This window comes from Pseudomonas sp. RAC1, assembly GCF_030658255.1.
Lineage (GTDB): Bacteria > Pseudomonadota > Gammaproteobacteria > Pseudomonadales > Pseudomonadaceae > Aquipseudomonas > Aquipseudomonas boreofloridensis.
This window is the reverse complement of sequence record NZ_JAUTXS020000037.1, coordinates 229,797-252,431: the sequence shown is the minus strand read 5'-3', so window position 1 is coordinate 252,431 and position 22,635 is coordinate 229,797. Positions and strand designations below refer to the sequence as shown.

The 22,635-nt window shown below is 64.0% G+C and carries 24 protein-coding genes and 1 pseudogene; 7 read left to right on the top strand and 18 right to left on the bottom strand.

Annotated features, from left to right (window positions below; translation table 11 throughout):
- Positions 1-112: 112 nt before the first annotated feature.
- The 5 genes from Q7C30_RS16810 to Q7C30_RS16790 all read right to left on the bottom strand — a co-directional run bounded on the left by Q7C30_RS16810 (position 113) and on the right by Q7C30_RS16790 (position 6,690).
- Positions 113-1,135 carry a DUF5924 family protein gene (locus tag Q7C30_RS16810; protein WP_317872178.1) on the bottom strand — a complete coding sequence of 341 codons (1,023 nt, stop codon included), beginning with the start codon at positions 1,133-1,135 and terminating at the stop codon, positions 113-115.
- A gap of 83 nt (positions 1,136-1,218) precedes the next feature.
- A complete protein-coding gene (locus Q7C30_RS16805) occupies positions 1,219-2,625 on the bottom strand; it encodes a pitrilysin family protein (RefSeq protein WP_317872177.1) in 1,407 nt (468 codons plus the stop codon).
- A gap of 37 nt (positions 2,626-2,662) precedes the next feature.
- Entirely contained in the window at positions 2,663-4,321 is a 1,659-nt protein-coding gene (locus Q7C30_RS16800; RefSeq protein ID WP_317872176.1) for a Na/Pi cotransporter family protein, read from the bottom strand.
- A 222-nt stretch (positions 4,322-4,543) separates the two neighbouring features.
- Positions 4,544-5,314 (bottom strand): TerC family protein, encoded by a 771-nt coding sequence (locus Q7C30_RS16795; protein WP_029613183.1) that lies wholly within the window; start codon positions 5,312-5,314, stop codon positions 4,544-4,546.
- A gap of 68 nt (positions 5,315-5,382) precedes the next feature.
- Positions 5,383-6,690, bottom strand: coding sequence for a CitMHS family transporter (locus tag Q7C30_RS16790; protein ID WP_039582006.1), 1,308 nt, complete (start codon positions 6,688-6,690; stop codon positions 5,383-5,385).
- A gap of 261 nt (positions 6,691-6,951) precedes the next feature.
- On the opposite strand from Q7C30_RS16790, the gene Q7C30_RS16785 reads away from it, so the two are divergent.
- Complete coding sequence (locus Q7C30_RS16785; protein WP_317872175.1) at positions 6,952-7,353, top strand: GFA family protein; 402 nt, start codon at positions 6,952-6,954, stop codon at positions 7,351-7,353.
- Between the two features lie 36 nt (positions 7,354-7,389).
- Here Q7C30_RS16785 and Q7C30_RS16780 read toward each other — a convergent pair whose 3' ends face one another.
- Positions 7,390-8,169 (bottom strand): exodeoxyribonuclease III, encoded by a 780-nt coding sequence (locus Q7C30_RS16780; RefSeq protein WP_039582003.1) that lies wholly within the window; start codon positions 8,167-8,169, stop codon positions 7,390-7,392.
- A gap of 80 nt (positions 8,170-8,249) precedes the next feature.
- Here Q7C30_RS16780 and pyrE point away from each other — a divergent pair, with 80 nt between their 5' ends.
- Positions 8,250-8,891, top strand: a complete 642-nt coding sequence (gene pyrE, locus Q7C30_RS16775) for an orotate phosphoribosyltransferase (RefSeq protein WP_317872174.1) — start codon at positions 8,250-8,252, stop codon at positions 8,889-8,891.
- 72 nt (positions 8,892-8,963) lie between these two features.
- On the opposite strand, the gene Q7C30_RS16770 is transcribed toward pyrE, so the two are convergent.
- From Q7C30_RS16770 to coaBC, 7 genes and pseudogenes are all read right to left on the bottom strand, one after another.
- Positions 8,964-9,599, bottom strand: a complete 636-nt coding sequence (locus tag Q7C30_RS16770; RefSeq protein ID WP_317872231.1) for a DUF799 domain-containing protein — start codon at positions 9,597-9,599, stop codon at positions 8,964-8,966.
- A gap of 20 nt (positions 9,600-9,619) precedes the next feature.
- On the bottom strand, positions 9,620-9,988 hold the full coding sequence (locus Q7C30_RS16765) for a DUF4810 domain-containing protein (RefSeq protein ID WP_039582001.1): 369 nt from the start codon (positions 9,986-9,988) through the stop codon (positions 9,620-9,622).
- Between the two features lie 49 nt (positions 9,989-10,037).
- A complete protein-coding gene (locus tag Q7C30_RS16760) occupies positions 10,038-10,718 on the bottom strand; it encodes a CsgG/HfaB family protein (RefSeq protein WP_317872173.1) in 681 nt (226 codons plus the stop codon).
- Positions 10,719-10,877: 159 nt separating this feature from the next.
- Positions 10,878-11,783 carry an acetylglutamate kinase gene (gene argB / locus Q7C30_RS16755; RefSeq protein ID WP_029613177.1) on the bottom strand — a complete coding sequence of 302 codons (906 nt, stop codon included), beginning with the start codon at positions 11,781-11,783 and terminating at the stop codon, positions 10,878-10,880.
- Between the two features lie 22 nt (positions 11,784-11,805).
- Positions 11,806-13,173: pseudogene (locus tag Q7C30_RS16750) on the bottom strand (phosphomannomutase/phosphoglucomutase); the annotation flags it as partial.
- 134 nt (positions 13,174-13,307) lie between these two features.
- Positions 13,308-13,763, bottom strand: coding sequence for a dUTP diphosphatase (dut, locus tag Q7C30_RS16745; RefSeq protein ID WP_029613175.1), 456 nt, complete (start codon positions 13,761-13,763; stop codon positions 13,308-13,310).
- Positions 13,764-13,768: 5 nt separating this feature from the next.
- Complete coding sequence (coaBC, locus tag Q7C30_RS16740; protein WP_317872230.1) at positions 13,769-14,980, bottom strand: bifunctional phosphopantothenoylcysteine decarboxylase/phosphopantothenate--cysteine ligase CoaBC; 1,212 nt, start codon at positions 14,978-14,980, stop codon at positions 13,769-13,771.
- A 129-nt stretch (positions 14,981-15,109) separates the two neighbouring features.
- On the opposite strand from coaBC, the gene radC reads away from it, so the two are divergent.
- On the top strand, positions 15,110-15,820 hold the full coding sequence (radC, locus tag Q7C30_RS16735) for a DNA repair protein RadC (protein WP_317872172.1): 711 nt from the start codon (positions 15,110-15,112) through the stop codon (positions 15,818-15,820).
- Positions 15,821-15,854: 34 nt separating this feature from the next.
- Here the strand turns inward: radC and Q7C30_RS16730 are convergent, their stop codons facing one another.
- Positions 15,855-17,444, bottom strand: a complete 1,590-nt coding sequence (locus Q7C30_RS16730) for an ABC transporter substrate-binding protein (protein WP_317872171.1) — start codon at positions 17,442-17,444, stop codon at positions 15,855-15,857.
- A gap of 368 nt (positions 17,445-17,812) precedes the next feature.
- Between Q7C30_RS16730 and rpmB the strand changes: the two genes are divergently transcribed.
- Positions 17,813-18,049 (top strand): 50S ribosomal protein L28, encoded by a 237-nt coding sequence (gene rpmB, locus Q7C30_RS16725; RefSeq protein WP_003258972.1) that lies wholly within the window; start codon positions 17,813-17,815, stop codon positions 18,047-18,049.
- A 10-nt stretch (positions 18,050-18,059) separates the two neighbouring features.
- Positions 18,060-18,215, top strand: a complete 156-nt coding sequence (gene rpmG / locus Q7C30_RS16720) for a 50S ribosomal protein L33 (protein ID WP_003253507.1) — start codon at positions 18,060-18,062, stop codon at positions 18,213-18,215.
- A 74-nt stretch (positions 18,216-18,289) separates the two neighbouring features.
- Here the strand turns inward: rpmG and Q7C30_RS16715 are convergent, their stop codons facing one another.
- The 4 genes from Q7C30_RS16715 to Q7C30_RS16700 all read right to left on the bottom strand — a co-directional run bounded on the left by Q7C30_RS16715 (position 18,290) and on the right by Q7C30_RS16700 (position 19,702).
- Positions 18,290-18,493 carry a hypothetical protein gene (locus Q7C30_RS16715; RefSeq protein WP_317872170.1) on the bottom strand — a complete coding sequence of 68 codons (204 nt, stop codon included), beginning with the start codon at positions 18,491-18,493 and terminating at the stop codon, positions 18,290-18,292.
- Between the two features lie 134 nt (positions 18,494-18,627).
- Positions 18,628-18,831: a hypothetical protein gene (locus tag Q7C30_RS16710; protein ID WP_295484141.1), complete on the bottom strand. Its 204-nt coding sequence runs from the start codon at positions 18,829-18,831 to the stop codon at positions 18,628-18,630.
- Between the two features lie 170 nt (positions 18,832-19,001).
- Entirely contained in the window at positions 19,002-19,253 is a 252-nt protein-coding gene (locus Q7C30_RS16705) for an I78 family peptidase inhibitor (RefSeq protein WP_317872169.1), read from the bottom strand.
- 89 nt (positions 19,254-19,342) lie between these two features.
- Positions 19,343-19,702 carry a cupin domain-containing protein gene (locus Q7C30_RS16700; protein ID WP_029613170.1) on the bottom strand — a complete coding sequence of 120 codons (360 nt, stop codon included), beginning with the start codon at positions 19,700-19,702 and terminating at the stop codon, positions 19,343-19,345.
- A 211-nt stretch (positions 19,703-19,913) separates the two neighbouring features.
- On the opposite strand from Q7C30_RS16700, the gene Q7C30_RS16695 reads away from it, so the two are divergent.
- Complete coding sequence (locus tag Q7C30_RS16695; protein WP_029613169.1) at positions 19,914-21,407, top strand: aldehyde dehydrogenase; 1,494 nt, start codon at positions 19,914-19,916, stop codon at positions 21,405-21,407.
- An 85-nt stretch (positions 21,408-21,492) separates the two neighbouring features.
- Positions 21,493-22,632 carry an MFS transporter gene (locus Q7C30_RS16690; protein WP_317872168.1) on the top strand — a complete coding sequence of 380 codons (1,140 nt, stop codon included), beginning with the start codon at positions 21,493-21,495 and terminating at the stop codon, positions 22,630-22,632.
- Positions 22,633-22,635 lie beyond the last annotated feature (3 nt).

The window sequence follows — 22,635 nt, the reverse complement described above, 5'->3', positions numbered from 1 at the left end:
CAGATCATAGCCTGTTGCAGCGGTGGTGGCTGCATCGCCGGGCAAGCCCACTTCCACAACTTCCTGTGGGAGCGGGCTCGTCCCGCGATGAAGGCGACGCAGTGATCGAACCTCACCCCGCCGTCCCATCCTCGACCACCTTGAAGCGCAGCACGCCGATGACCTGACCGTCCTCGGTCAGCACCCGCACTTGCCACTTGCCCACCGGGTTGTGCGGGAAGTTCTGCTTGTGGGTCCAGGCCCGATAGCCCTCTTTGCGCCCGCCATGGATGTCCAGGGCAATGCGGTCCACTTCCTTGCCGTCCTGCTGCCACACGTGGAAGATCCGCTCGTTCAGGCCACGTGGAGCGTTGATCGAGGTGTAGGCGTACAGGCCGGCGCTGCGGATGCGGCTGGCGTCGATCTGCTCCAGCGACTCGCCCGGCTCTCGGTCCTGCATCTGCGTGGTCACCGCCACTTCGGTCATCCACAGGGTCGCCGGCGGCACCCAGGAACGCAGCAACCAGCCGCCGCCGCCGATCGCCAGGGTCAGCACCACCAGCATCACGCCGCGTCGCCAGGTGTTGATCGGGAAGCTGCTGGCCAGGCTCGGGAACGACAGCACCATGGCGGCGATCAGCGCCAGCTTGAAGCTCTGCGCGGTGGTCAGGTGCAGGATGATCGGCAGTGCGGTGAGCAACGCGGCGAACAGGGTGAGCGTGTGCAGGGCCAGGAACAGCCAGCGGCGCGGGGCGAGCCAGCGGTAGTACAGTGGGTCGACGATGGAAATCAGCCCCGCTGCGCCGAGCAGACCGGTGAACACCAGTTGCCCGCTGTTCCAGGTGGTGGTGATGAAAAAGAACGGCAGGACGAAGAACAGGCTCTCCTGGTGGATCATCTGCGTCGCATAGCGCAGCAGCGGCTGCGGGATTTCGCGCTTGAAGGTGCGGGCGAACAGGCCGGTGAGGGTGTTCTCGAGCATCAGCCATATCCAACTGACCAACAGCAGGATGGCGATCCAGCTGGCCAGCCCGGCCTGGCGGTCGACCAGGATGAAACTGCCGATGCCCGACAGGAAACCGCCCAAGGCGATGACTCCCGGGTAGCGTTTGAGCAGTTCGATGATGCGCTGGACGATCTGGGGTATGGGGGGCATGGAGGCTGGCAGCAAGGTGAGGTGACGGTTCTGGCGGTGTCACGGATTCACCCGCGACACGGCCGGCTCAGAATAACGCCAATTCAACGTTCACGCGTAGCACCGCTGGGACGATCCGCCGGCTGGCGGCGGCGTCGCAGCAGCCCGATGGCCAGGATCAGCCCGAGCACCAGCGCCACCAGCCCGTACAACTCGTCGTAGCCCAGCAGCGGTTTCTCGATGCGTACATAACCGGGCGTGGCCAGCAACTGGCGCAGAGCATCGTTGGCCTGCGCCAGGCTGACCTTGCGCAGCTTGCCGATCGGATCGCCGAAGCGGCCGTCCTCGTAGTCGTTCAGTGCGCCCCAGTAATAGTCGGCCAACGCGCTGTTGCCTTGGCTGGTCCAGCTTTCCCGGGCGATGGCGGCTTCCTTGAGGCGGGCGAAGGTGTCGGGGTCCAGGCCATGCTTGCGCAGGTCATCGAACGTGGCTTGCAGCACGGTGACGGCCTGGTCGATGTCGCCGCGTTCCAGGTCGGCGTTGAAGCTGAGCATGCCACTGTCGCCGAAGCTTTCCCGGCGCACCGAGGGACCGTAGGACAGGCCGTGGCGCAGGCGCAGTTGATCGTAGAGCGTCCAGTCGAGGTAGCGCGAGAGCAGGTCGAGGGTCTGCTCGTGGTCGCTATCGAGCACCGGCTCGATGAACAGCCAGTGCAGCTTGGCACTGTCGCCGAGCCAGCCGCGGGTGAGGTCGCGGCGCTGTTCTGCCTGCTGGGTGATGCTGTCCAGGTCGCGCCGCTCGCCGGGTTCGGTGGCAGGCAATTCGCCGTAGGTGCGCTCCAGGTAGGCGGGCAGCAAACGATCGAGGCCACCGACCACGATCAGGCTCATGTTGTTGGCGGCATACCAATGTTCGCGCATGGCCTGGACCTGCTTGAGGCTCATGCTGGCGATGTCGGAGCGCTCGGCGCATTTCAGCCCGAGCTCGACCGCCAGTTGATCGCTGGCCGGGTGGCCGATGTCCTGGCGGTCCAGCCAGCGTTGCAGGTGACCATAGTGGCCGCCGTCCTCGCGCTCGACGATCCGCTTCGCCGTGGCCAGGGCCTTGGCGTCGATGCGGGTGTCGCGCACCGCCGCCAGCAGCAGGTCGAGTACCTTGCGCTGGTTGCGCGCCGGGGCCTCGACCACGAAGGTGGTGTCGGCCGCACTGGTGAAGGCATTCCATTCGCCGCCCAGTGCTTGCAGACGTTCTTCAAGGCCGCCTTCGCCACTGTCGTCCAGGCCGCTGAACAGCAGGTGCTCGAGCAGGTGCGGCAGCTCGCGCTGGTCGCAGGGGAAGTCGTCCAGGCCTACGCCGACCACCAGACGGATCGCGACGTGGTCGCGCTCGTAGCCGGACTTGAGGATCACCTGCAGGCCGTTGGGCAACAGATAGCCCTCGACCCGCGAGCGGTCGAGGGCGAGCGAGGGCAGACTGAACAGGATGCAGCAGGCGAACATCAGGCAACGCATGGGCAGGCTTCCGGGCCGGTCTCCAGGTGTGCGGGGGTCAAGTGGGACTGGCGTCTTCCGGCTGATCGTCGAGCAAAAGCCCGCCGGTGTCCGCGCCGCCCAGTACCACATAGGCACTGCTGCAGAACAAAGAGTTCAACCGTTTCATGTCGGCGATCAGTTCCAGGTGCAGTGAGCTGGTCTCGATGCTCTGCACCACCTTGCGTTGCAAACGGCTGACATGGGCGTGGGCCAGGCGCCGCTCCTGAGCGCGGAACCTGCGCTTTTCGCGCAGCAGCAGACGCGCGCTTTGCGGATCGGCGCTGAGGAACACCGACAGCCCCAGGCGCAGGTTGGCCAGCAGTTGCTGTTGCAGGCCAGCCAGCTCTTCCAGCCCGACCTCGGAGAACTCCCGGCGCTGGGAGGTCTTCTGCTGCTGGACTTTGCGCAGCATGCGCTCGATCAGGTCGCTGGCCAGCTTGAGGTTGATCGACAGCTCGATGATCTCTGCCCAGCGCTGGCTGTCATGTTCGCCCAGGTCTTCGCGCGGCATCTGCGCCAGGTACAGCTTGATTGCGCTGTACAGCGCTTCGGCATCTTCGCCCAGGGCGCGGGTCTGTTGCGCGAGCGCAGTCTGAGTGCCGCGCAGGGCACCGAGCATGGCATCGAGCAGGCTTTCGACGATATCGCCCAGGCGCAGGGTCTCGCGAGCAGCATTGGCCAGTGCCAGGCTGGGGGTCTGCAAGGCCGTGGGGTCGAGGTGACGCGGTTTGACCTGGCCGTTGGCCAGTTCGCGTTCGGGCAGCAGGGTGTTGCACAAGCGGCCCATGGGTTTGACCGTCGGCAGCATGATCACGCAGCGGGCGGTGTTGTAGAGCAGGTGGAAACCGATCACCAGCTCTTGCGGGCTGAAGCTCAGCGAGTCCATCCAGTCCACCAGCGGGTGCAGAACCGGAATGATCAGTAGCAGGCCGATCAGCTTGTACAGCAGGCTGCCCAGCGCGACCCGACGACCGGCGGCGTTCTGCATGCTGGTGCTGAGAAACGCTAGCAGCCCGCTGCCGATGTTGGCCCCGACCACCAGGCCGATGGCCACCGGCAGGCTGATCACCTCGGCGCCGGCCAGGGTCGCGGTGAGCAGCACGGCGGCCAGGCTCGAGTAGGAGATCATCGCGAACAGCGCGCCGACCAGCGCGTCGAGCAGAATATCGCCCGTGAGCGAGGCGAACAGAACCTTCACGCCTTGGGCCTGGGTGATGGGCGCTGCCGCCTGCACGATCAATTGCAGGGCCAGGATGATCAGGCCCAGGCCGATGGCCACTCGGCCCAGTTGGCCGATCCGGGTCTGCTTGCGCGAGAGGAAGAAGATCACCCCGATGAAAATCAGCAGCGGTGACAGCCAGGACAGGTCGAAGGTCAGCACCCGGGCCATGAGCGCGGTGCCGACGTCGGCGCCGAGCATGATCGCCAGCGCCGGGGTCATGGCCATCAGGCCCTGGCCGACGAAGGAGGTGACCAGCATGGCGGTGGCGTTACTGCTCTGTACCACGGCGGTGACCACGATGCCGGCGATGAACGCCAGGGGGCGACGATCCATGTTCTGGCCGAGTACCCGGCGCAGGTGCGAGCCGTACACGCGCAGGATGCCGGTGCGCACGATATGCGTACCCCAGACGAGCAACGTCACGGCAGACAGCAGGTTGAGCAGGGTCAGCATGGTCGGGGCCCCCTTGTTACCGACGCCCCAGTGCGGGGCCAATGGGTGAAGCGGTGAGCCTGGCCCGGGGCTGGGCGGTTCTGTCAGTGCTCACTGAAGCTTTAGCGGGTTTGCGCAGGAGACGCCAGCTTCGCATGGCAGACATTTATTTGAAACATTTGTGTCATGGAAAGCATTGGGGCCGCAAAGCGGCCCCAAGGGTGGCGACGCACCGCCGGGCGGTCACTGGCCGGGCACGTCCTTGCGCAGCTTGACCGGGTCCTGCTCCTTGCCATCCTTGCGCGCCAGCGCCGTGCGCATGCGGATGTTGATCGCCTCCACCGCCAGCGAGAAGGCCATGGCGAAGTACACGTAGCCCTTGGGCACATGCACATCGAACGATTCGGCGATGAGCACGGTGCCGACCACGATCAGGAACGACAGCGCGAGCATCTTCAGCGAGGGGTGCTTGTCGATGAAGTCGCTGATGGTGCCGGCGCAGAGCATCATCACCAGCACGGCGACGACGATCGCCGCGATCATCACCGGGACGTGGGACACCATGCCCACCGCCGTGATCACCGAGTCCAGGGAGAACACGATGTCGATGATCGCGATCTGGATGATGGTGTAGAAGAACTTGCCGCCGCCGCCCTTGGGCGCCTCGCCGCTTTCGTCTTCGCCTTCCAGGCCGTGGTAGATCTCCTGCGAGCTTTTCCACAGCAGGAACAGGCCGCCGAAGAACAGAATCAAATCACGTCCGGAGATGCCTTCGCCGAGCACCACGAACAGGTCGTCGGTCAGGCGCATGACCCAGGTGATCGACAGCAGCAGCATGATCCGCGTGACCATCGCCAGCGCCAGGCCGAAGATGCGCGTGCGCGGCTGCATGTGCTTGGGCATGCGGCTGACCAGGATCGAGATCATGATGATGTTGTCGATCCCGAGCACGATCTCGAGTGCGGTGAGGGTGAAAAAGGCAACCCAGATTTCCGGGCTGGTCAGCCATTCCATGTGTATTCCTTCGAGCGGTGAAGGCGACGACCCCAAAAGGGCCGCCGCGGTAGGGTGCTGCAGTTGTATTAAAGACTACTGAACAGCGGGAAAACTCCCATGAGCAGGGCGGCGAGCATTATGCACAGGCACACCAACACTGCCCACTTGAGGGTAAAGCGCTGGTGATCGCCGAATTCGATGCCGGCCAGGGCCACCAGTAGATAGGTGGACGGCACCAGCGGGCTGAGCAGGTGCACCGGCTGACCGACGATCGAGGCGCGGGCCATTTCCACCGGGCTGATGCCGTAGTGGCTGGCGGCCTCGGCGAGCACCGGCAGGACACCGTAGTAGAAGGCGTCATTGGACATGAAGAATGTGAACGGCATGCTGACGATCGCGGTGATCGTCGCCAGGTAGGGCCCGAGCGCCTCCGGGATCACCGCCAGCAGGCTCTTGGACATGGCCTCGACCATGCCGGTGCCGGACAGGATGCCGGTGAAGATGCCCGCAGCGAAGATCAATCCGGTCACCGCCAGCACGCTGCCGGCGTGGGCCGCGATGCGGTCTTTCTGCTGTTGCAGGCACGGGTAGTTGACGATCATGGCGATGCTGAAGGCGATCATGAACAGCACCGGCAGCGGCAGCAGGCCGGCGATCAGGGCGGCCATCAGCGCGACGGTGAGGGCGCCGTTGAACCAGATCAGCTTCGGCCGACGCGCCTCGGGGAATTGCGACACGCTGATTTCGCTGTGGTCGATGTCGTCGGTCGGCAGGTGCAGCTCGCCCAGGCGCGCACGTTCGCGCTTGCCGTACAGGTAGGCGATGGCGAGGATCGCCAGTACGCCGAAGGCCATGGCCGGGATCATCGGCACGAAGATGTCCGAAGGGTCCACGTGCAGGGCGCTGGCGGCACGGGCGGTCGGTCCGCCCCAAGGGGTCATGTTCATCACCCCGCCCGCAAGAATGATCAGTCCGGCCATGATGCGCGGGCTCATGCCCAGGCGGCTGTACAGCGGCAACATGGCGGCGCAGCAGATCATGTAGGTGGTGGCGCCGTCACCGTCGAGCGAGACCACCAGGGCCAGCACGGCGGTGCCGACCGAGACTTTCAGCGGGTCGCCCTTGACCAGCTTGAGGATCTTGCGCACGGCCGGGTCGAACAGGCCGGAGTCGATCATCAGAGCGAAGTAGAGGATGGCGAACATCAGCATCACGCCGGTGGGCGCGAGCTTGCTGATGCCCTCGAGCATCATGGGGCCGATCTTGGCGGAAAAGCCGCCGAACAGGGCGAACAGGATCGGTACCAGGATCAGCGCGATCAAGGCCGACAGGCGCTTGGTCATGATCAGGTACATGAAGGTGATGACCATGGCAAAGCCGAGGAAGGTCAGCATGACGGTACTCCAGGCGTGGCGCGGCGAAAGGTGTCGGGCGGATCAGCGCGTGGGGCGCTGTGCGTGGAATACGGGGAGGGGTACTGCGGGGAGGCGGGCACAGGACAGCATCGGAATCACCATTGTTGTTGTTGATTGAGCCGGGTGTGCTGTGGATGCGCACCCTGGCTGACCGGTCTTTGTGCCGGTGGTGGCGCTATCCTAGGGGCGAAAGCTTTCAGCCAGCTTTCGCGTTGAATCAGCTGACGAGAGGTCGCGGTGATGAACGAAGTCCATGAAGGTGGGTGCCATTGCGGCGCCCTGCGCTATCGATTGGTGGGGACCCTTGAGGATGTCGCCCATTGCCATTGCTCGATCTGTCGGCGGGTCAGCGGCGCTCTGGTGGTGACCTGGGTCACCGTCCCTCGTACCGCATTCACCTGGCTGGCGGGCCAGCCGAAGCATTATCTGGCGCCGGCCAGTTGCACGCGGATGTTCTGTGACCGATGTGGCGCACATGTGGCGCTGGAAACGACGCACAGCCCATCAAGCCTGGATGTAACGGTGGCGACGCTGGATCGACCGGAGCAGGTCAGGGCCAACCGGCATATCTGGACCGAAAGCCGCCTGTCGTGGCTGCACCTGGACGAGCATCTGCCCAGCGAGGCGCAGGAGCACCTGTAAAACAAAACGGGGCCTGGTAAGAGGCCCCGTCAGGGTTCAGATGGTCAGCGTCCAGTCGTAGTCGACGATCAGCGGCGCATGCTGGGAGAAGCGCGGCTGGCGTGGCAGGCGCGCGTTACGTACGCAGCGGCGCAGGCCCTGGGTGAGGATCTGGTAGTCGAAGCGATAGCCCAGGTTGAGCATCTCGGCCTGTTCGTTATCGGGCCACCAGCTGTACTGATCACCTTCGCGGCTGACTTCGCGCAGGGCATCGACGTAGCCCATTTCGCCGATGATGGCGTCCATCCAGGCGCGCTCGGGCGGCAGGAAGCCGGGCGACTGCTGGCTGTCGCGCCAGTTCTTGATGTCGAGCTTCTGCTGCGCCACGTACAGCGAGCCGCAATAGATGTACTCGCGGCGCTTGCGGCGCTGCTTGTCCAGGTACTTGGCGAAGTCGTCCATCAACTTGAATTTCTGATTCAAGTCTTCGTCGCCGTTCATGCCCGAAGGCATCAGCAGGCTGGCGATGCTGACCTTGTCGAAATCGGCCTGCAGGTAACGTCCGTAGCGGTCGGCTGTCTCGAAGCCCAGGCCGGTGATGACTGCCTTGGGCTGCATCCGCGAGTAGAGCGCCACGCCACCGTGGGCGGGCACCTCCGCGTCGCAGGCATAAAGGAAATAGCCATCGAGCTGGAAAGCTGGGTCGTCGAGTTCAAAGGCCGAGGCGCGGGTATCCTGAAGGCAGATGACGTCGGCATTCTGGGCTTGCAACCAGCTGAGCAAACCACGCTCGGCCGCAGCCTGAATGCCATTCACGTTCACACTGATGATCCGCATAAATGGCCCCAAAAATCTCGTGCGTGTATGATACCCGAGCTCAACTCATTTAGCTAAATCCGTGGTGTCCGGGACTTTTCATGCAGCCGTATCAGCGCGACTTCATCCGTTTTGCCATCGATCGCGGCGTGCTGCGCTTCGGTGAATTCACCCTGAAATCGGGGCGTACCAGCCCGTACTTCTTCAACGCCGGTCTGTTCAACAGCGGCTCGGCCCTGGCCCAGCTGGGGCGTTGCTATGCGGCGGCCATCGTCGACAGCAAGATCCCCTTCGACGTGCTGTTCGGTCCGGCCTACAAAGGCATTCCGCTGGCCGCCGCCACGGCGGTGGCGCTGGCCGAGCATCACCAGATCGACGTGCCCTGGTGCTTCAACCGCAAGGAAGCCAAGGACCACGGCGAGGGCGGCAGCCTGGTCGGCGCTCCCCTCGCGGGCGAGGTGCTGATCATCGACGACGTGATCACCGCAGGCACCGCGATCCGTGAAGTCATGCAGATCATCCAGGCCCAGCGGGCGCGCGCCGCCGGTGTGCTCATCGCGCTGAACCGCGAGGAGCGTGGTAACGGCGAACTCTCGGCCATTCAGGAAGTGGAGCGTGACTTCGGCATGCCAGTGGTCAGCATCGTATCCCTGACCCAGGTACTGGAATTCCTGGCCGATGATCCGCAGCTCAAGCAGCACCTGCCGGCGGTCGAGGCCTATCGAGCGCAATACGGGATCTGAGCGCAGATCGTCCATGAAAAAGGCGACCTTTGTAGGTCGCCTTTTTCATGGCTTCGACGCAGTGCTCGTCGCTCAATCGGTGCCGTACTTCGGCGAGCGCGGCCCGTACAGGATGCCGCCGTTGGGGTTCGGCGACAGCAGCCGGGCGCTGGTGATACCGGCGATCGGATAGCCCGCGTCGTCCTGCACGCTGGAGATGATCTGGTTCACCGCTGCGGTGATCAGCATGCCGATCAGCCCGCCCTGGTTCTGCCGGCCTTCTTCGCTGGAGGCCGACGCCGCGCCGGTCCACAGGGTGGCGCCGGTTTTCAGGTCGACCAGCTTGGCGCTGGCGGTGACGATGGTTGCGCTGCTCAGCACCATGTAGCGGGTGCCGTAGTCGTTGACGGTCACGTACAGCCCGGCATCGGCACCGAAGATCTCGCGCAGCTTGGCGGCCGGCAACTCATGGATGTCCGCCGGGGTGGTCATGCCGTTCTGGCGGAACGTCTCGGCCACCAGCGCCACCGGCATCACATAGTAGCCCGCTTCGGCCAGCGGATAGGTGACCTGCGCCAGCATGCTGTAGCTGGCCTTGACGTCCGGCGAGTTGTTCAGTGGCGGCACGATCAGGATCGACTTCGGCCGGCTCTGCTTGAAGGCGGCGTAGTCGGTGGTCTTGCGCTCGGCGCAGCCGGCGAACAGGGCCAGCACGCAGGCGCCGACCAGGCATTGGGTAAGGCGCTTGATCACGGCTTGGCTCCTTGCGTGGCGTTCTTCATCAGGAAGTCCATGTAGGTCGCCGACTCAGGGAACAGCGCTTTCTCGGTACGGAATTCCTGGATCATCTGGTCATCCTTGCCCAGGCTCGAGTAGAGCAGGCCCAACTGCGCGTGATAGCCCGGCGGCACCGCGCCGTTCTTGGCCTTGATCTTCTCCAGATCGCGCTCCAGGGCGATGACCTGTTCTTCCTTGGACTGGTCGTTGAAGTATTCGCGCACCTGGGGCTGGTAGCTTTCCCATTGGTACAGCGGTTTTGGCGTATTGCAGCCGGCCAGCAGGGCGCTGGCCAGCAGAAGGCCGGCGCCAGTGCGCCAGGCCGAGCGGGTGATGCTCATGTGCGTGCTTTCCTTGTCGTGTTGCGGATGTCGAAACGTCGGGCGTCGATTACTGGGCCTGTGGCTTCCACTGGCCACTGTCCACGGCGTTGACCAGCTTGTTCACCGCCTCGCGCATGGCCAGGTCCAGGACCTTGCCGTTGAGGGTGGAGTCGTAGCTGGCGGTGCCGCCGAAGCCGATGACTTCGCGGTTCGACAGCGCGTATTCGCCGGCGCCCTGGCTGGAATACACCACTTCGGAGGTGCTGATGTTGACGATGTTCAGCGCCACCTTGGCGTAGGCGATCTGGGTCTTGCCGCGGCCGAGAATGCCGAACAGCTGGTGATCGCCCACTTCCTTGCGGCCGAACTCGGTGACATCGCCGGTGACCACGAAATCGGCGCCCTTCAGACGCTGGCTCTGGCCCTTGATCTGCGCTTCCTGCTGGATCTCACCCATGTTGTCGCGGTCCAGTACGTTGAACCGGTGGGTTTGCTGGAGGTGGGTGATGAGGATGGTCTTGGCCTGGCCGCCGAGGCGGTCGACGCCATCGGAGAAGATGCCGCGCATGTAGCTCGAACGGTTGTCGAACTTGCCGACGGCGATCGGGGTGCGCACGCCGCTGTAGGGGCGGTTGACGCTTTCGACCTGTTGAACGGCCACGGCAGTAGAGGTTTCGGTAGCGCAGCCGGCGATGGACCCGAGGGCGATGGCGGCGGCCAGCACGAGTCCTTGTGATGCGTATTTCACGCGAGTTTCTCCAGATGAACGGTAACTTTTTGCAACGGGCGTGCATTCTGCCACGTTGTTTCGGCCGTCTGGAGGGAAAGTTGAGAAACGTGAAGTGCATCGCGGGACTGTCCGTTGCCGAGGGCACGGACGGTCCCGCGAAGTGCTGCTACGACGCCGTCAGGCGCGTTTGCGGTTGGTGATGAGGGTGCCGACGCCGCTGTCGGTGAAGATCTCCAGCAGCACCGCGTTCGGTACGCGACCGTCGATGATGTGCGAGCTGTTGACGCCGCCCTGCACCGCCTCGAGTGCGCACTTGATCTTCGGCAGCATGCCGCCGTAGATGGTGCCGTCGGCGATCAGTTCGTTGACTTGCTCGGTGGTCAGGCCGGTGAGCACCTGGCCCTGCTTGTCCATCAGGCCGGCAATGTTGGTCAGCAGCATCAGCTTCTCGGCTTTCAGCGCCTCGGCCACCTTGCCCGCCACCAGGTCGGCGTTGATGTTGTACGACTCACCGTTGGCGCCCACGCCGATCGGCGCGATGACCGGGATGAAGTCGCCGCGTACCAGCATGTTCAGCAACTCGGTGTTGACCCCGACCACTTCGCCGACATGACCGATGTCGATGATCTCGGGCGTGGTCATTTCCGGGGTCTGGCGGCTGACGGTGAGCTTCTTCGCGCGGATCAGCTCGGCGTCCTTGCCCGTCAGGCCGATGGCGCTGCCGCCGTGACGGTTGATCAGGTTGACGATGTCCTTGTTCACCTGACCGCCCAGCACCATCTCCACCACATCCATGGTCGCCGAGTCGGTGACGCGCATGCCGTCGATGAAGTGGCTCTCGATCGACAGGCGCTTGAGCAGATCGCCGATCTGCGGGCCGCCACCATGCACCACCACCGGGTTGATGCCCACCGCCTTCATCAGCACGATGTCCCGGGCGAAGCCGGTCTTGAGCTCTTCGCTCTCCATCGCGTTGCCGCCGTACTTGATCACCAGGGTCTTGCCGACGAAGCGGCGGATGTAGGGCAGCGCTTCGGACAAAACCTCGGCTACATGGGAAGCGGCGTCGCGATCGAGGGTCATGCAGGGCTCCAGTATGTGAACGTCAGAACGGCAGGTGCAGGCCAGGCTCGACCTTGTGCAACTGCTCACGGAATACAGCCTTGATTCGGTTCAGTTCTGTCTCGCTGTCGGCCTCGAAGCGCAGCACCAGCACCGGCGTGGTGTTGGAGGCGCGAACCAGGCCCCAGCCGTGGGGATAGTCGACTCGCACACCGTCGATGGTGGTGAGTTCGGCCGCGCCCCAGTCGGCGTCGCGTTGCAGTGCATCAATGATGCTGAATTTACCCTCGTCGGTCACATCGATGTTGATTTCCGGCGTGGAAATATCGTTCGGGAACGCGGCGAACAGGTCTTCGGCAGACTGCTCGGACTTGCTGAGGATTTCCAGCAGGCGTGCGGCGCTGTAGATACCGTCGTCGAAACCGTACCAGCGTTCCTTGATGAAGATGTGCCCGCTCATCTCGCCGGCCAGCAGCGAGCCGGTCAGTTTCATCTTCTTCTTGATCAACGAATGACCGGTCTTCCACATCAGGGCGCGACCGCCGTGCTGCTCGATCAGCGGGGTGAGGCGGCGGGTGCATTTGACGTCGAAGATGATCTCGGCGCCGGGGTTGCGCGACAGCACGTCCTGGGCGAACAGCATCAGCAGGCGGTCGGGGTAGACGATGCTGCCGGTGTTGGTCACCACGCCGACGCGGTCACCGTCACCGTCGAACGCCAGGCCCAGGTCGGCACCGGTTTCGCGCACCTTGGCGATCAGGTCTTCGAGGTTTTCGGGCTTGCCCGGGTCCGGGTGATGGTTGGGGAAGTGGCCGTCGACCTCACAGAACAGCGGGATCACGTCGCAGCCCAGGGCCTCGATCAGGCGCGGGGCGATCACGCCCGCCGCGCCGTTGCCGCAGTCGACCACCACCTTGAGCGGCTTGGCCAGCTTCACGTCCTCGACGATCTGCTGGAAATAGCGCTCGAGGATCTCGACGCGTTCGACGCTGCCCTCTGCGCGGGTCAGGTCGTTGGTTTTCAGGCGGGTCAGCAGGGCCTGGATCTGTTCATTGGCCAAGGTGTCGCCGGCGATGACGATCTTGAAGCCGTTGTAGTCCGAGGGATTGTGGCTGCCGGTGAGCATCACGCCGGAGGTGCCGGCCAGCACGTTGGCGGCGAAGTACAGCGCGGGGGTGGGCACCAGGCCCACGTCGCTGACCTGACAGCCGGCATCGGCCAGGCCCTGGATGAGTTGCTCGACCAGCATCGGGCCGGACAAGCGGCCGTCGCGACCTACGGAAATCTTCGGCTCGCCCTGGGCGAGGGTCTGGGCGCCGATGGCGCGGCCGATCCAGTAGGCGGTCTCGGCGTGCAGCGTCTTGCCGACGATGCCGCGGATGTCATAGGCGCGGAAAATGCTGTCCGGCAGTGCGGGAACCAGCTGGGCCATATCGTTCATCTCAGGGGGACTCCAAGGGTCTGAGGCTTCTGGGTAGGCGCAAACAGAACGCTTGGACGGTCGTTGGACCCGAGAGTTCGCCATCCATGGCCCCGGCGGTCGCTTCAGCGGGTACCGGAGTGACCGAAACCGCCGCTGCCACGCTGGGTTTCGTCGAAGGCCTCGACGATGTCGAAATGCGCCTGCACCACCGGTACCAGGATCAGTTGGGCAATGCGCTCGCCGACGCTGATGGTGAAGGCGGTGTTGCCCCGGTTCCAGCACGAGACCATCAGTTCGCCTTGGTAGTCCGAGTCGATCAGGCCCACCAGGTTGCCCAGTACCACGCCGTGTTTGTGGCCCAGGCCGGAGCGCGGCAGGATCATCGCTGCCAGGCCCGGATCGCCGATGTAGATCGACAGGCCGGTGGGAATCAACAGGGTCTGACCCGGTTCGAGGACGGTGTCCTCGGTGAGCAGGGCGCGCAGGTCCAGACCGGCGGAACCGGGCGTGGCGTACTGCGGCAGGGGAAATTCGGTACCCAGACGTGGGTCGAGGATCTTGGCTTGAAGAGCGTGCATGTAACTCATTGAACCTGATTGAGCCGTTCGGCGATGAAGGCGACCAGTTGCCGGGCGATCTTGCCCTTGCTGGTCTGCGCAAAGAGGGTCTGGTGCTGCTGGCGGTCGATCACGGTCAAGGCGTTCTCTTCGCTGTTGAAGCCGATGCTGGGGTTGGCCACATCGTTGGCGACGATCAGGTCGAGATTCTTGTCCTTGAGCTTGCGCGTGGCGTAATCGAGCAGGTGTTCGGTCTCGGCGGCGAAGCCGACGCTGAACGGACGGTCGGCGCGGCCGGCGAGGGTGGCAAGGATATCCGGATTACGCACCATCTGCAGCAGCATGCCGTCGCCGCTCGTAGGGTCTTTCTTGAGCTTCTGCGGGGCAACCACTTCCGGGCGGTAGTCCGCGACCGCCGCCGAGGCGATGAACAGGTCGCAGGGCATGGCCGCTTCGCAGGCGGCGAGCATGTCCCGCGCGCTCACCACGTCGATACGGGTGACTCGGTCGGGGGTCGGCAGGTGCACGGGGCCGGTGACGAGGGTCACCCGAGCCCCCGCTTCGACGGCCGCCTCGGCCAGGGCGAAGCCCATCTTTCCGGAACTATGATTGGTGATGTAGCGCACCGGATCGATGTTTTCCTGGGTGGGGCCGGCGGTGATCAACACGTGCTTGCCGGTCAGCGACTGGCGCTTGAAGGTTTCGGCGGCGCACCAGGCCAGGTCGGTGGCTTCGAGCATGCGGCCCAGGCCCACGTCGCCGCAGGCCTGGCTGCCGGAGGCTGGACCGAACACCTGGATGCCCCGGCGCTCGAGCAGTGCCAGGTTGTCCTGGGTGGCCGGGTCGCGCCACATGGCCTGGTTCATGGCCGGTGCCACGGCGACGGTGGCGTCGGTGGCCAGCACCAGGGTGGTCAGCAGGTCGTCGGCCATGCCTTGGGCCAGGCGCGCCATGAGGTCGGCGGTGGCCGGGGCGATGAGCACCAGGTCGGCCCACTTGGCCAGTTCGATATGCCCCATGGCCGCCTCGGCGGCAGGGTCGAGCAGATCCATGTGCACCGGATGACCGGAGAGCGCCTGCAGGGTCAGCGGGGTGATGAACTCGGCCCCGCCGCGGGTCATGACGACGCGCACCTGCGCGCCGTGTTCCAGAAGTCGGCGAATCAGCTCGGCGCTCTTGTAGGCGGCAATGCCGCCACCCACGCCGAGAACGATGCGCTTGCGATACAGCCGCTGCATAGGCTTGCCTTTTTCCAGTAAAAGCGGGCGACGACGTTTGAACATGCCTGCGGCAGAACGTCGCATTCAACGAGGCGAACTAGATTAACACAGGGCTCGAAGCCGCCGCAGTAGCACGCAAGGAGGGGTATGAACATCAGGGAATGGCCGCAGGATGAGCGGCCGAGGGAAAAGTTGCTGGCACGCGGCGCAGCAGTGCTGTCCGACGCCGAGCTGCTGGCCGTGTTGCTCGGTTCGGGCGTGGCCGGGCGCAATGTCGTCGACCTGGCGCGAAGCCTGCTCGCGCGCTTCGGTGGTCTGCGCCCGTTTCTGGAGGCCGACCGCGCGGTGTTGTTGCGCGAGCCGGGCATGGGGCCGGTGAAGTACACGCAATTGCAGGCGCTGCTGGAAGTGGGCAGACGCTACCTGGACCAGGCCATCGAACGCACCTCAGCGCTGGAGAACCCCGCCGCCGTGCGCCGTTACCTCAAGGCCATGCTGCGCCACGAGAACAGCGAGGTATTCGCTTGCCTGTTCCTGGACACCAAGCACCGGCCGGTCGCGTTCGAGATCCTGTTTCGCGGCACCATCGACCGGGCGAGCATCTACCCGCGAGAAGTGGTGCGCCGCTCGCTGCTGCACAACGCAGCGGCGTTGATCATCTGTCACAACCATCCATCCGGGAGCTGCGATCCGAGCGAGGATGACGTGCGCCTGACCTGCACCTTGAAGCAAGCGCTGGCGTTGATCGACGTCCGCGTGCTCGACCATGTGATCGTCGGTGACGGCGAGCCGTTATCCATGGTGGAGCAGGGCTGGATGGGGGGTAGTGGACGGCTTGGGTCGCTTCATCGCGGGTGAATCCGCGATGAAGTCGGCGGTGATCGGCGGCCGATCAACGCTCCACCGACACCTTGCTGAAGTCCACGCGCCCGAACGGACTCACCTGATACCCCTCCACGCGCTTGCTGAGCAAGGTCGCGGCAGTGGGGTGAGCCAGGGGCAGCCACAGCGCCTGCTGCTGGATCAAGGTCTGCGCCTGCTGGTACAGGCGGCTGCGCACGCTCTGGTCGTTGGTGGTACGCCCAGCGTTGATCAACTGATCCAGGCGGCTGTCGCAGAAGCGTGCGAAGTTGGTCCCGGACTTCACCGCCGCGCAGGAAAACTGTGGCGTGAGGAAGTTGTCCGGGTCACCGTTGTCGCCCGCCCAGCCCATGAACAGCAAGTCATGCTCGCCGGCCTTGGCGCGGCGGATCAGCTCGCCCCATTCGATGGTGCGGATTTCGGCCTTGATGCCGACCTTGGCCAGGTCGGCCTGGAGCATCTGAGCGCCGAGGCTGGGGTTGGGATTGAGCAGGCTGCCCGAAGGTCGGGTCCAGATCGTGGTGCTGAAGCCCTCGCCCAGGCCCGCTTTGGTCAGCAGCGCCTTGGCCTTTTTCAGGTTCAGGCTGTAGCCGGGCAAGTCCTTGGCGTAGCTCCAGGTGTTGGGCGGGTAGGGGCCGTTGGCGGCGGTGGCGGTGTCGTCGAACACGGCTTTGACGTAGGCCGACTTGTCGAAGGCCAGGTTGATGGCCTGGCGCACCTCAGGCTTGTCCAGCGGCGGGTGCTCGCTGTTCAGGGCGACGAAAGCGGTCATGAAGGCCGGGGTGGAGGCGACCTTGAGGTTGCCGTCCTGGGTGGCTTCGGTGATGTCCAGTGGCTTGGGCGAGAGCGCCACCTGGCACTCGTTGCGCTTGAGCTTCTGCAGGCGCACGTTGGGGTCGGTAGCGATGGCGAAGATTAGCGGATCGACCGCAGGCTTGCCGTCGAAATAGTCGGGATTGGCGCGATAGCGCACCACCGCGTCCTTCTGGAAGCGCTGGAAAACGAACGGGCCGGTGCCGATCGGCTGGCTGTTGAGTTTCTCCGGGGTGCCGGCCTTGAGCAGCTTGTCGGCGTACTCGGCGGAGTAGATCGAAGCGAAGCCCATGCTCAGCGTGGCCAGGAACGTGGCGTCGGGGTGGCTCAGGACGAAGCGCACGTGCTGCGGGTCAGGCGCCTCGATCGACTTGATCAGGCTGCCCAGTTGCAGCGACTGGGCATGCGGATAGCCGCCCGGCGCGGTCTTGTGCCAGGCGTGGGCCGGATACAGCATGCGCTGGAAGCTGAACAGCACGTCGTCGGCGTTCAGCGTGCGGGTAGGCTTGAAGTAGTCGGTACTGTGGAATTTCACGCCATCGCGTAGGGTGAAGTCGTAGGTCAGGCCATCGTCGGACACGGTCCAGGCTTGCGCCAGGCTCGGCACCACCTTGCCCTGGCCAGCGTCGAACTCGACCAGGCGATTCATCAGCACATCGGCCGAGGCATTGGTGGTGGTCAGCGAGTTGTACTGGACCACATCGAAACCTTCGGGGCTGGCCTCGGTGCACACCGACAGCGGCGCTGCCTGGGCCAGACCCGCGACGAACAGGGAAGAGAACAGAACGGAAAGGGCGGCGACGCGCATGCGGGATCCTCGGCTGGTCAGTGGCCCATCTGCCAGTGCAGTCTGGAAGCGGAAAGCTCTAACCCTAGAGTGCCGCTTGGCAAATGGCTACCGGATTTTTGCGCCGCGCGGCGACGAGCGGTCGACAGTGCGCAAGCCTTGTCGCTATGCTGGCCCGGCGCAATCGACCCGCCTGGAATGTGCATCTTCTGTTGTTGTGGTCGACCCTTTCTGGTATAAAGCAGCGCTCTTTTCTAGGGGCTCGGTCTGTCGCTCATTCGAGCCGGTTCGATAAGACCCCCAGAAACACGGCGCCTTGGCGCCATAGACTGAGAGATTAAGCGGCCAACCCATGCCGGGTTGGGCATGTGGTTTTAGAGGGCTGAGGCATGTCGAGAGTCTGTCAAGTTACCGGTAAGGGTCCGGTAACCGGGAATAACATTTCCCACGCAAACAACAAAACCCGTCGTCGTTTCCTGCCGAACCTGCAGCATCACCGTTTCTGGGTCGAGTCCGAGAAGCGTTTCGTGCGTCTGCGCGTTTCCGCCAAAGGCATGCGCGTCATTGACAAGCGTGGTATCGACGTAGTGCTGGCCGAGCTGCGCGCTCGCGGCGAAAAGTTCTAAGGAGAACGTCATGCGTGAATTGATCCGTCTGGTTTCGAGTGCTGGCACTGGCCACTTCTACACCACCGACAAGAACAAGCGCACCACCCCGGACAAGATCGAGATCAAGAAATACGATCCGGTCGTTCGCAAGCACGTGGTGTACAAGGAAGCCAAGATCAAGTAATTGATCGGCGACCTGAAAAAAACCCGCCTTCGCAAGAAGGCGGGTTTTTTTATGCCAGGCGATGCTCGGCAGGCTTAGACGTGGGCTGCAACGAAGGTGATGTTACCGTCTTCGACGCTGTACAGCACGACGTCATGGCGCGCTTGCAGCGTGATGACTTCACCGACCTGCTCAGCATTGCTCACGCCGGCCAGTTCCTTCATGTAGCTCACTGCGCTGGGTACGAAACGGGTGCCCAGCAGGTGCTGCAGAGCGTGTGTCGCTTGTTGGCTGTCCATGATCGCGTCCTTTTCGATAAGCCTCCAGTCGAGACCGAACGATGGTCGATCATCCTGTGGGCCGAGACGCGGTAGATATCTAGGTGCAGAAAAAAACGCTTCGGTAGGGAAGCGGTTTTCGACAGCGCCAGACTTCAGGCATTGGCCAGGTTCGTGATGAAGCCACTGTCATCCACGTAGATGCGCAGTTGATCTGGGCGGTAATCGCGCAGGTCTGCATCGCCTTTTACGATCCTCACAGCCTTCAAGCCGGTCAGTTCGAGCGCATAGGCCTGCACGGTTTCCACGTATCGCGAGCCGATGATATGGCGAACCGGGCCGAGAATGTCGGTGGTCATGCTGCGTACTCCTGATCTGCTGTCCGACATTGGACACCGCTATGTTCAGGTGGCGGCATCTTGGCCGAGCGGTAATTGAGGATTGCAACGCGCAAAGTAGCCGCCAACTACCTGTCAGGCGAAAAAAACCGCTTCCGATGGAAGCGGTCCTAAACGTTCGGCCAGTGGGATCAACCGAAGTCGACACCGCTGATCACACCCTGCGCGTCGGTACGCAGGTTGATGCGCTGAGGATTCAGCTCACGGGTGACGATGTCGGCTGGCCCGGTGACCGGACGGCCAGTGGTCTGTTTCAGCTCGTCACGGATCGCGTCGGTATAGGTCTTGCCGATCAAACTCTGCATGGCTTCGTTGACTTGGGTGTCAGTCATGGCGGTACCGCAGGTTTCGATGGCTTGGCCGGTGGTCTTTTCGATGAACATGGGTGGCTCTCCTGAATGGTCCGAATTGGACACGCCCATGTTCACCCTCGGCGGTTGTACAGCGGCGGTAGATAATCCTGCCCAAGCGATCAGCGTTGCTCGAACATCACATAAATCTTGCGGCACGGCTCCAGCACCTCCCAGGTGCCCTTGAAACCGGCCGGAATGACGAAGCGATCACCCGCGCGCAGGGTCTTGGTGTTGCCGTCTTCATCGCGCAGCACCGATACGCCCTGGACGATCTCGCAGTATTCGTGCTCGGTGTAGTTCACCGTCCACTGCCCCAGCTCACCTTCCCAGACCCCTGCCGCGAACTGCCCACAAGGACTGGAATAGTGGTTGTACACGGCCTGGTCGGGATCACCCTTGAGGATCTTTTCCGCCGCTGGGCGGTAGCGCTCGGCCTCGGTCAGGGCTTGGGCGAAATCGATGATGCGGTCGATGCTCATGCTGGATACCCTTTTGGTTCAAGACGTTGATTGTTTAATAAAATGCACATCAGTAGGCATTTTGGCCTTTAGTGTCAAATATATTGATAGTTTGTCAGGCCTGGTTTAGGGTGTCGGATGCCCGTGTGCGCTCGTCGCCCGGCCAGCATATCCGACAGTGCCCGTGAGTCCTCGGTACGGGGCTGCACTTCAACAAGAGGAGGAGTTTCGTATGACCACCTTGACGCGTGCGGATTGGGAACAACGTGCCCAGCAACTGAAGATCGAAGGCCGCGCCTTCATCGACGGCCACTATACCGACGCCGCCTCCGGCGATACTTTCGAGTGCCTGAGCCCGGTCGACGGGCGCTTCCTGGCCAAGGTTGCCAGTTGCGACCAGGCCGATGCCAACCGCGCGGTAGAAAATGCTCGCGCCACCTTCGCTTCGGGTGTCTGGTCGCAACTGCCGCCAGCCAAGCGCAAGGCCACGCTCATCCGTTTCGCCGGCCTGCTGCGCCAGCATGTCGAGGAACTGGCGCTGCTGGAAACCCTGGACATGGGCAAGCCGATCAGCGACTCCTCCAGCATCGACATCCCCGGCGCAGCCAACGCCATCCACTGGACCGCCGAGGCCATCGACAAGGTCTACGACGAAGTGGCCCCAACGCCCCATGACCAGCTCGGCCTGGTCACCCGCGAGCCGGTGGGTGTGGTCGGTGCCATCGTGCCGTGGAACTTCCCCCTGATGATGGCCTGCTGGAAACTCGGCCCGGCGCTGGCCACCGGCAACTCGGTGGTGCTCAAGCCTTCCGAGAAATCGCCGCTGACTGCCATCCGCATCGCCCAGTTGGCCATCGAGGCCGGTATCCCGGCGGGTGTGCTGAACGTGCTGCCAGGCTATGGCCACACGGTCGGCAAGGCCCTGGCCCTGCACATGGACGTGGACACCCTGGTGTTCACCGGCTCCACGCGCATCGCCAAGCAACTGATGGTGTATGCCGGCGAGTCGAACATGAAGCGCATCTGGCTCGAAGCCGGTGGCAAGAGCCCGAACATCGTCTTCGCCGACGCGCCTGATCTGCACGCCGCCGCCCAGGCTGCCGCCAGCGCCATCGCCTTCAACCAGGGCGAGGTCTGCACCGCCGGTTCGCGCCTGCTGGTCGAGCGCTCGATCAAGGACACCTTCCTGCCGATGGTGGTCGAGGCGCTCAAGGCCTGGAAGCCCGGCAACCCGCTGGATCCGGCCACCACGGTAGGCGCGCTGGTCGATACCCAGCAGATGAACACCGTGCTGTCGTACATCGACGCCGGTCATCAGGACGGCGCCACGCTGCTGGCCGGCGGCAAGCGCATCCTTGAGGAAACCGGTGGTACCTATGTCGAGCCGACCATCTTCGACGGCGTGACCAATGCCATGAAGATCGCCCAGGAAGAGATCTTCGGTCCGGTACTGTCGGTGATCGCCTTCGACAGCGCCGAAGAGGCCGTGGCCATCGCCAACGACACGCCTTACGGCCTGGCCGCTGGCATCTGGACCGCCGACCTGTCCAAGGCACACAAGACCGCTCGCGCCGTGCGCGCTGGCAGCGTCTGGGTGAATCAGTACGACGGCGGCGACATGACCGCGCCGTTCGGTGGTTTCAAGCAGTCTGGCAACGGCCGCGACAAGTCGCTGCATGCGCTGGAAAAGTACACCGAACTGAAAGCGACCTGGATCAAGCTGTAACCTCCCCAATGGCCCACTCGCGGGTCAATCGCTTCGGTGATTGGCCCGCGAGTGGGCCTTGTGCATTTCGTTCAGGAGAAGGCCGATGCGTTGGGCCACCTACTTTGCCGTGCTGGCCTCGGTGCTCAGTGTCGGCCTCGCCCTCGGCGTGAGCATGCCGCTGGTGTCCCTGCGCCTGGAAGGCTGGGGCTACGGCAGTTTCGCTATTGGTGTGATGGCGGCGATGCCGGCCATCGGCGTGCTGCTCGGCGCCAGCCTGGCCAGTCGTCTGGCTGGCTGGCTCGGTGTTCCGGCGGCGATGCGTCTGTGCCTGTGGGGCGGGGCGCTGTCGATCGGCCTGCTGGCGCTGCTGCCCAGCTATCCGTTGTGGTTGGCGCTGCGCTTGCTGATCGGCACCTCGCTGACGGTGGTGTTCATCCTCGGCGAGAGCTGGATCAACCAGTTGGTGGTCGAGCAGTGGCGCGGTCGTCTGGTCGCGCTCTACGGCAGCAGCTATGCCCTGAGCCAACTGGCCGGGCCGCTGGTGTTGGGCGTGCTTGGTTCGGATGACGACTTCGGCTTCTGGGCGGCCACCGGCCTGCTGCTGCTGTCGCCATTGCTGCTGTTTGGCCGCACGGGCGCGCCGACTACCGAAGCGTGCAGCGTGACCCTTCGCGATCTGTTGGCTTTCTGTCGGCGCCTGCCAGTGATCGCCTGGGCCATCGCCCTGTTCGCCGCCTTCGAGGCGATGATTCTCACGCTGCTGCCGGTCTACGTGCTGCAGCAGGGCTTCACCGCCGAAGTGGCGCTGTTCATGGTCAGTACCGTGGTGGTCGGCGACGCGGTGCTGCAACTGCCGATTGGCGCGTTGGCCGACCGCATGTCCCGGCAGGCTCTGTTCAGCGGCTGCGCCGTGAGCCTGATGGGGTCTAGCCTGGCGATTCCGCTGCTGCTGCATAGCCCCGCGATCTGGCCGCTTTGGGTGCTGTTCGGCGCCAGCGCCGGAGGGCTGTTCACCCTGTCGCTGATCCTCATCGGCGAGCGCTATCGTGACGACGCGCTGGTGCGCGCCAATGCCCACGTGGCGCAGTTGTGGGGCATCGGTTGCCTGCTCGGGCCGCTGCTGGCCGGGGCGGGCAGCCAGTGGGTCAGCGGCCATGCGCTGTTGTGGCTGATGGCGGCCGGTGCGGCGGGGCTGGTGTTGTTGACCCGGCGAGCGGGGGCGTTCGAGCCGGCCGCGCTGTGAGGG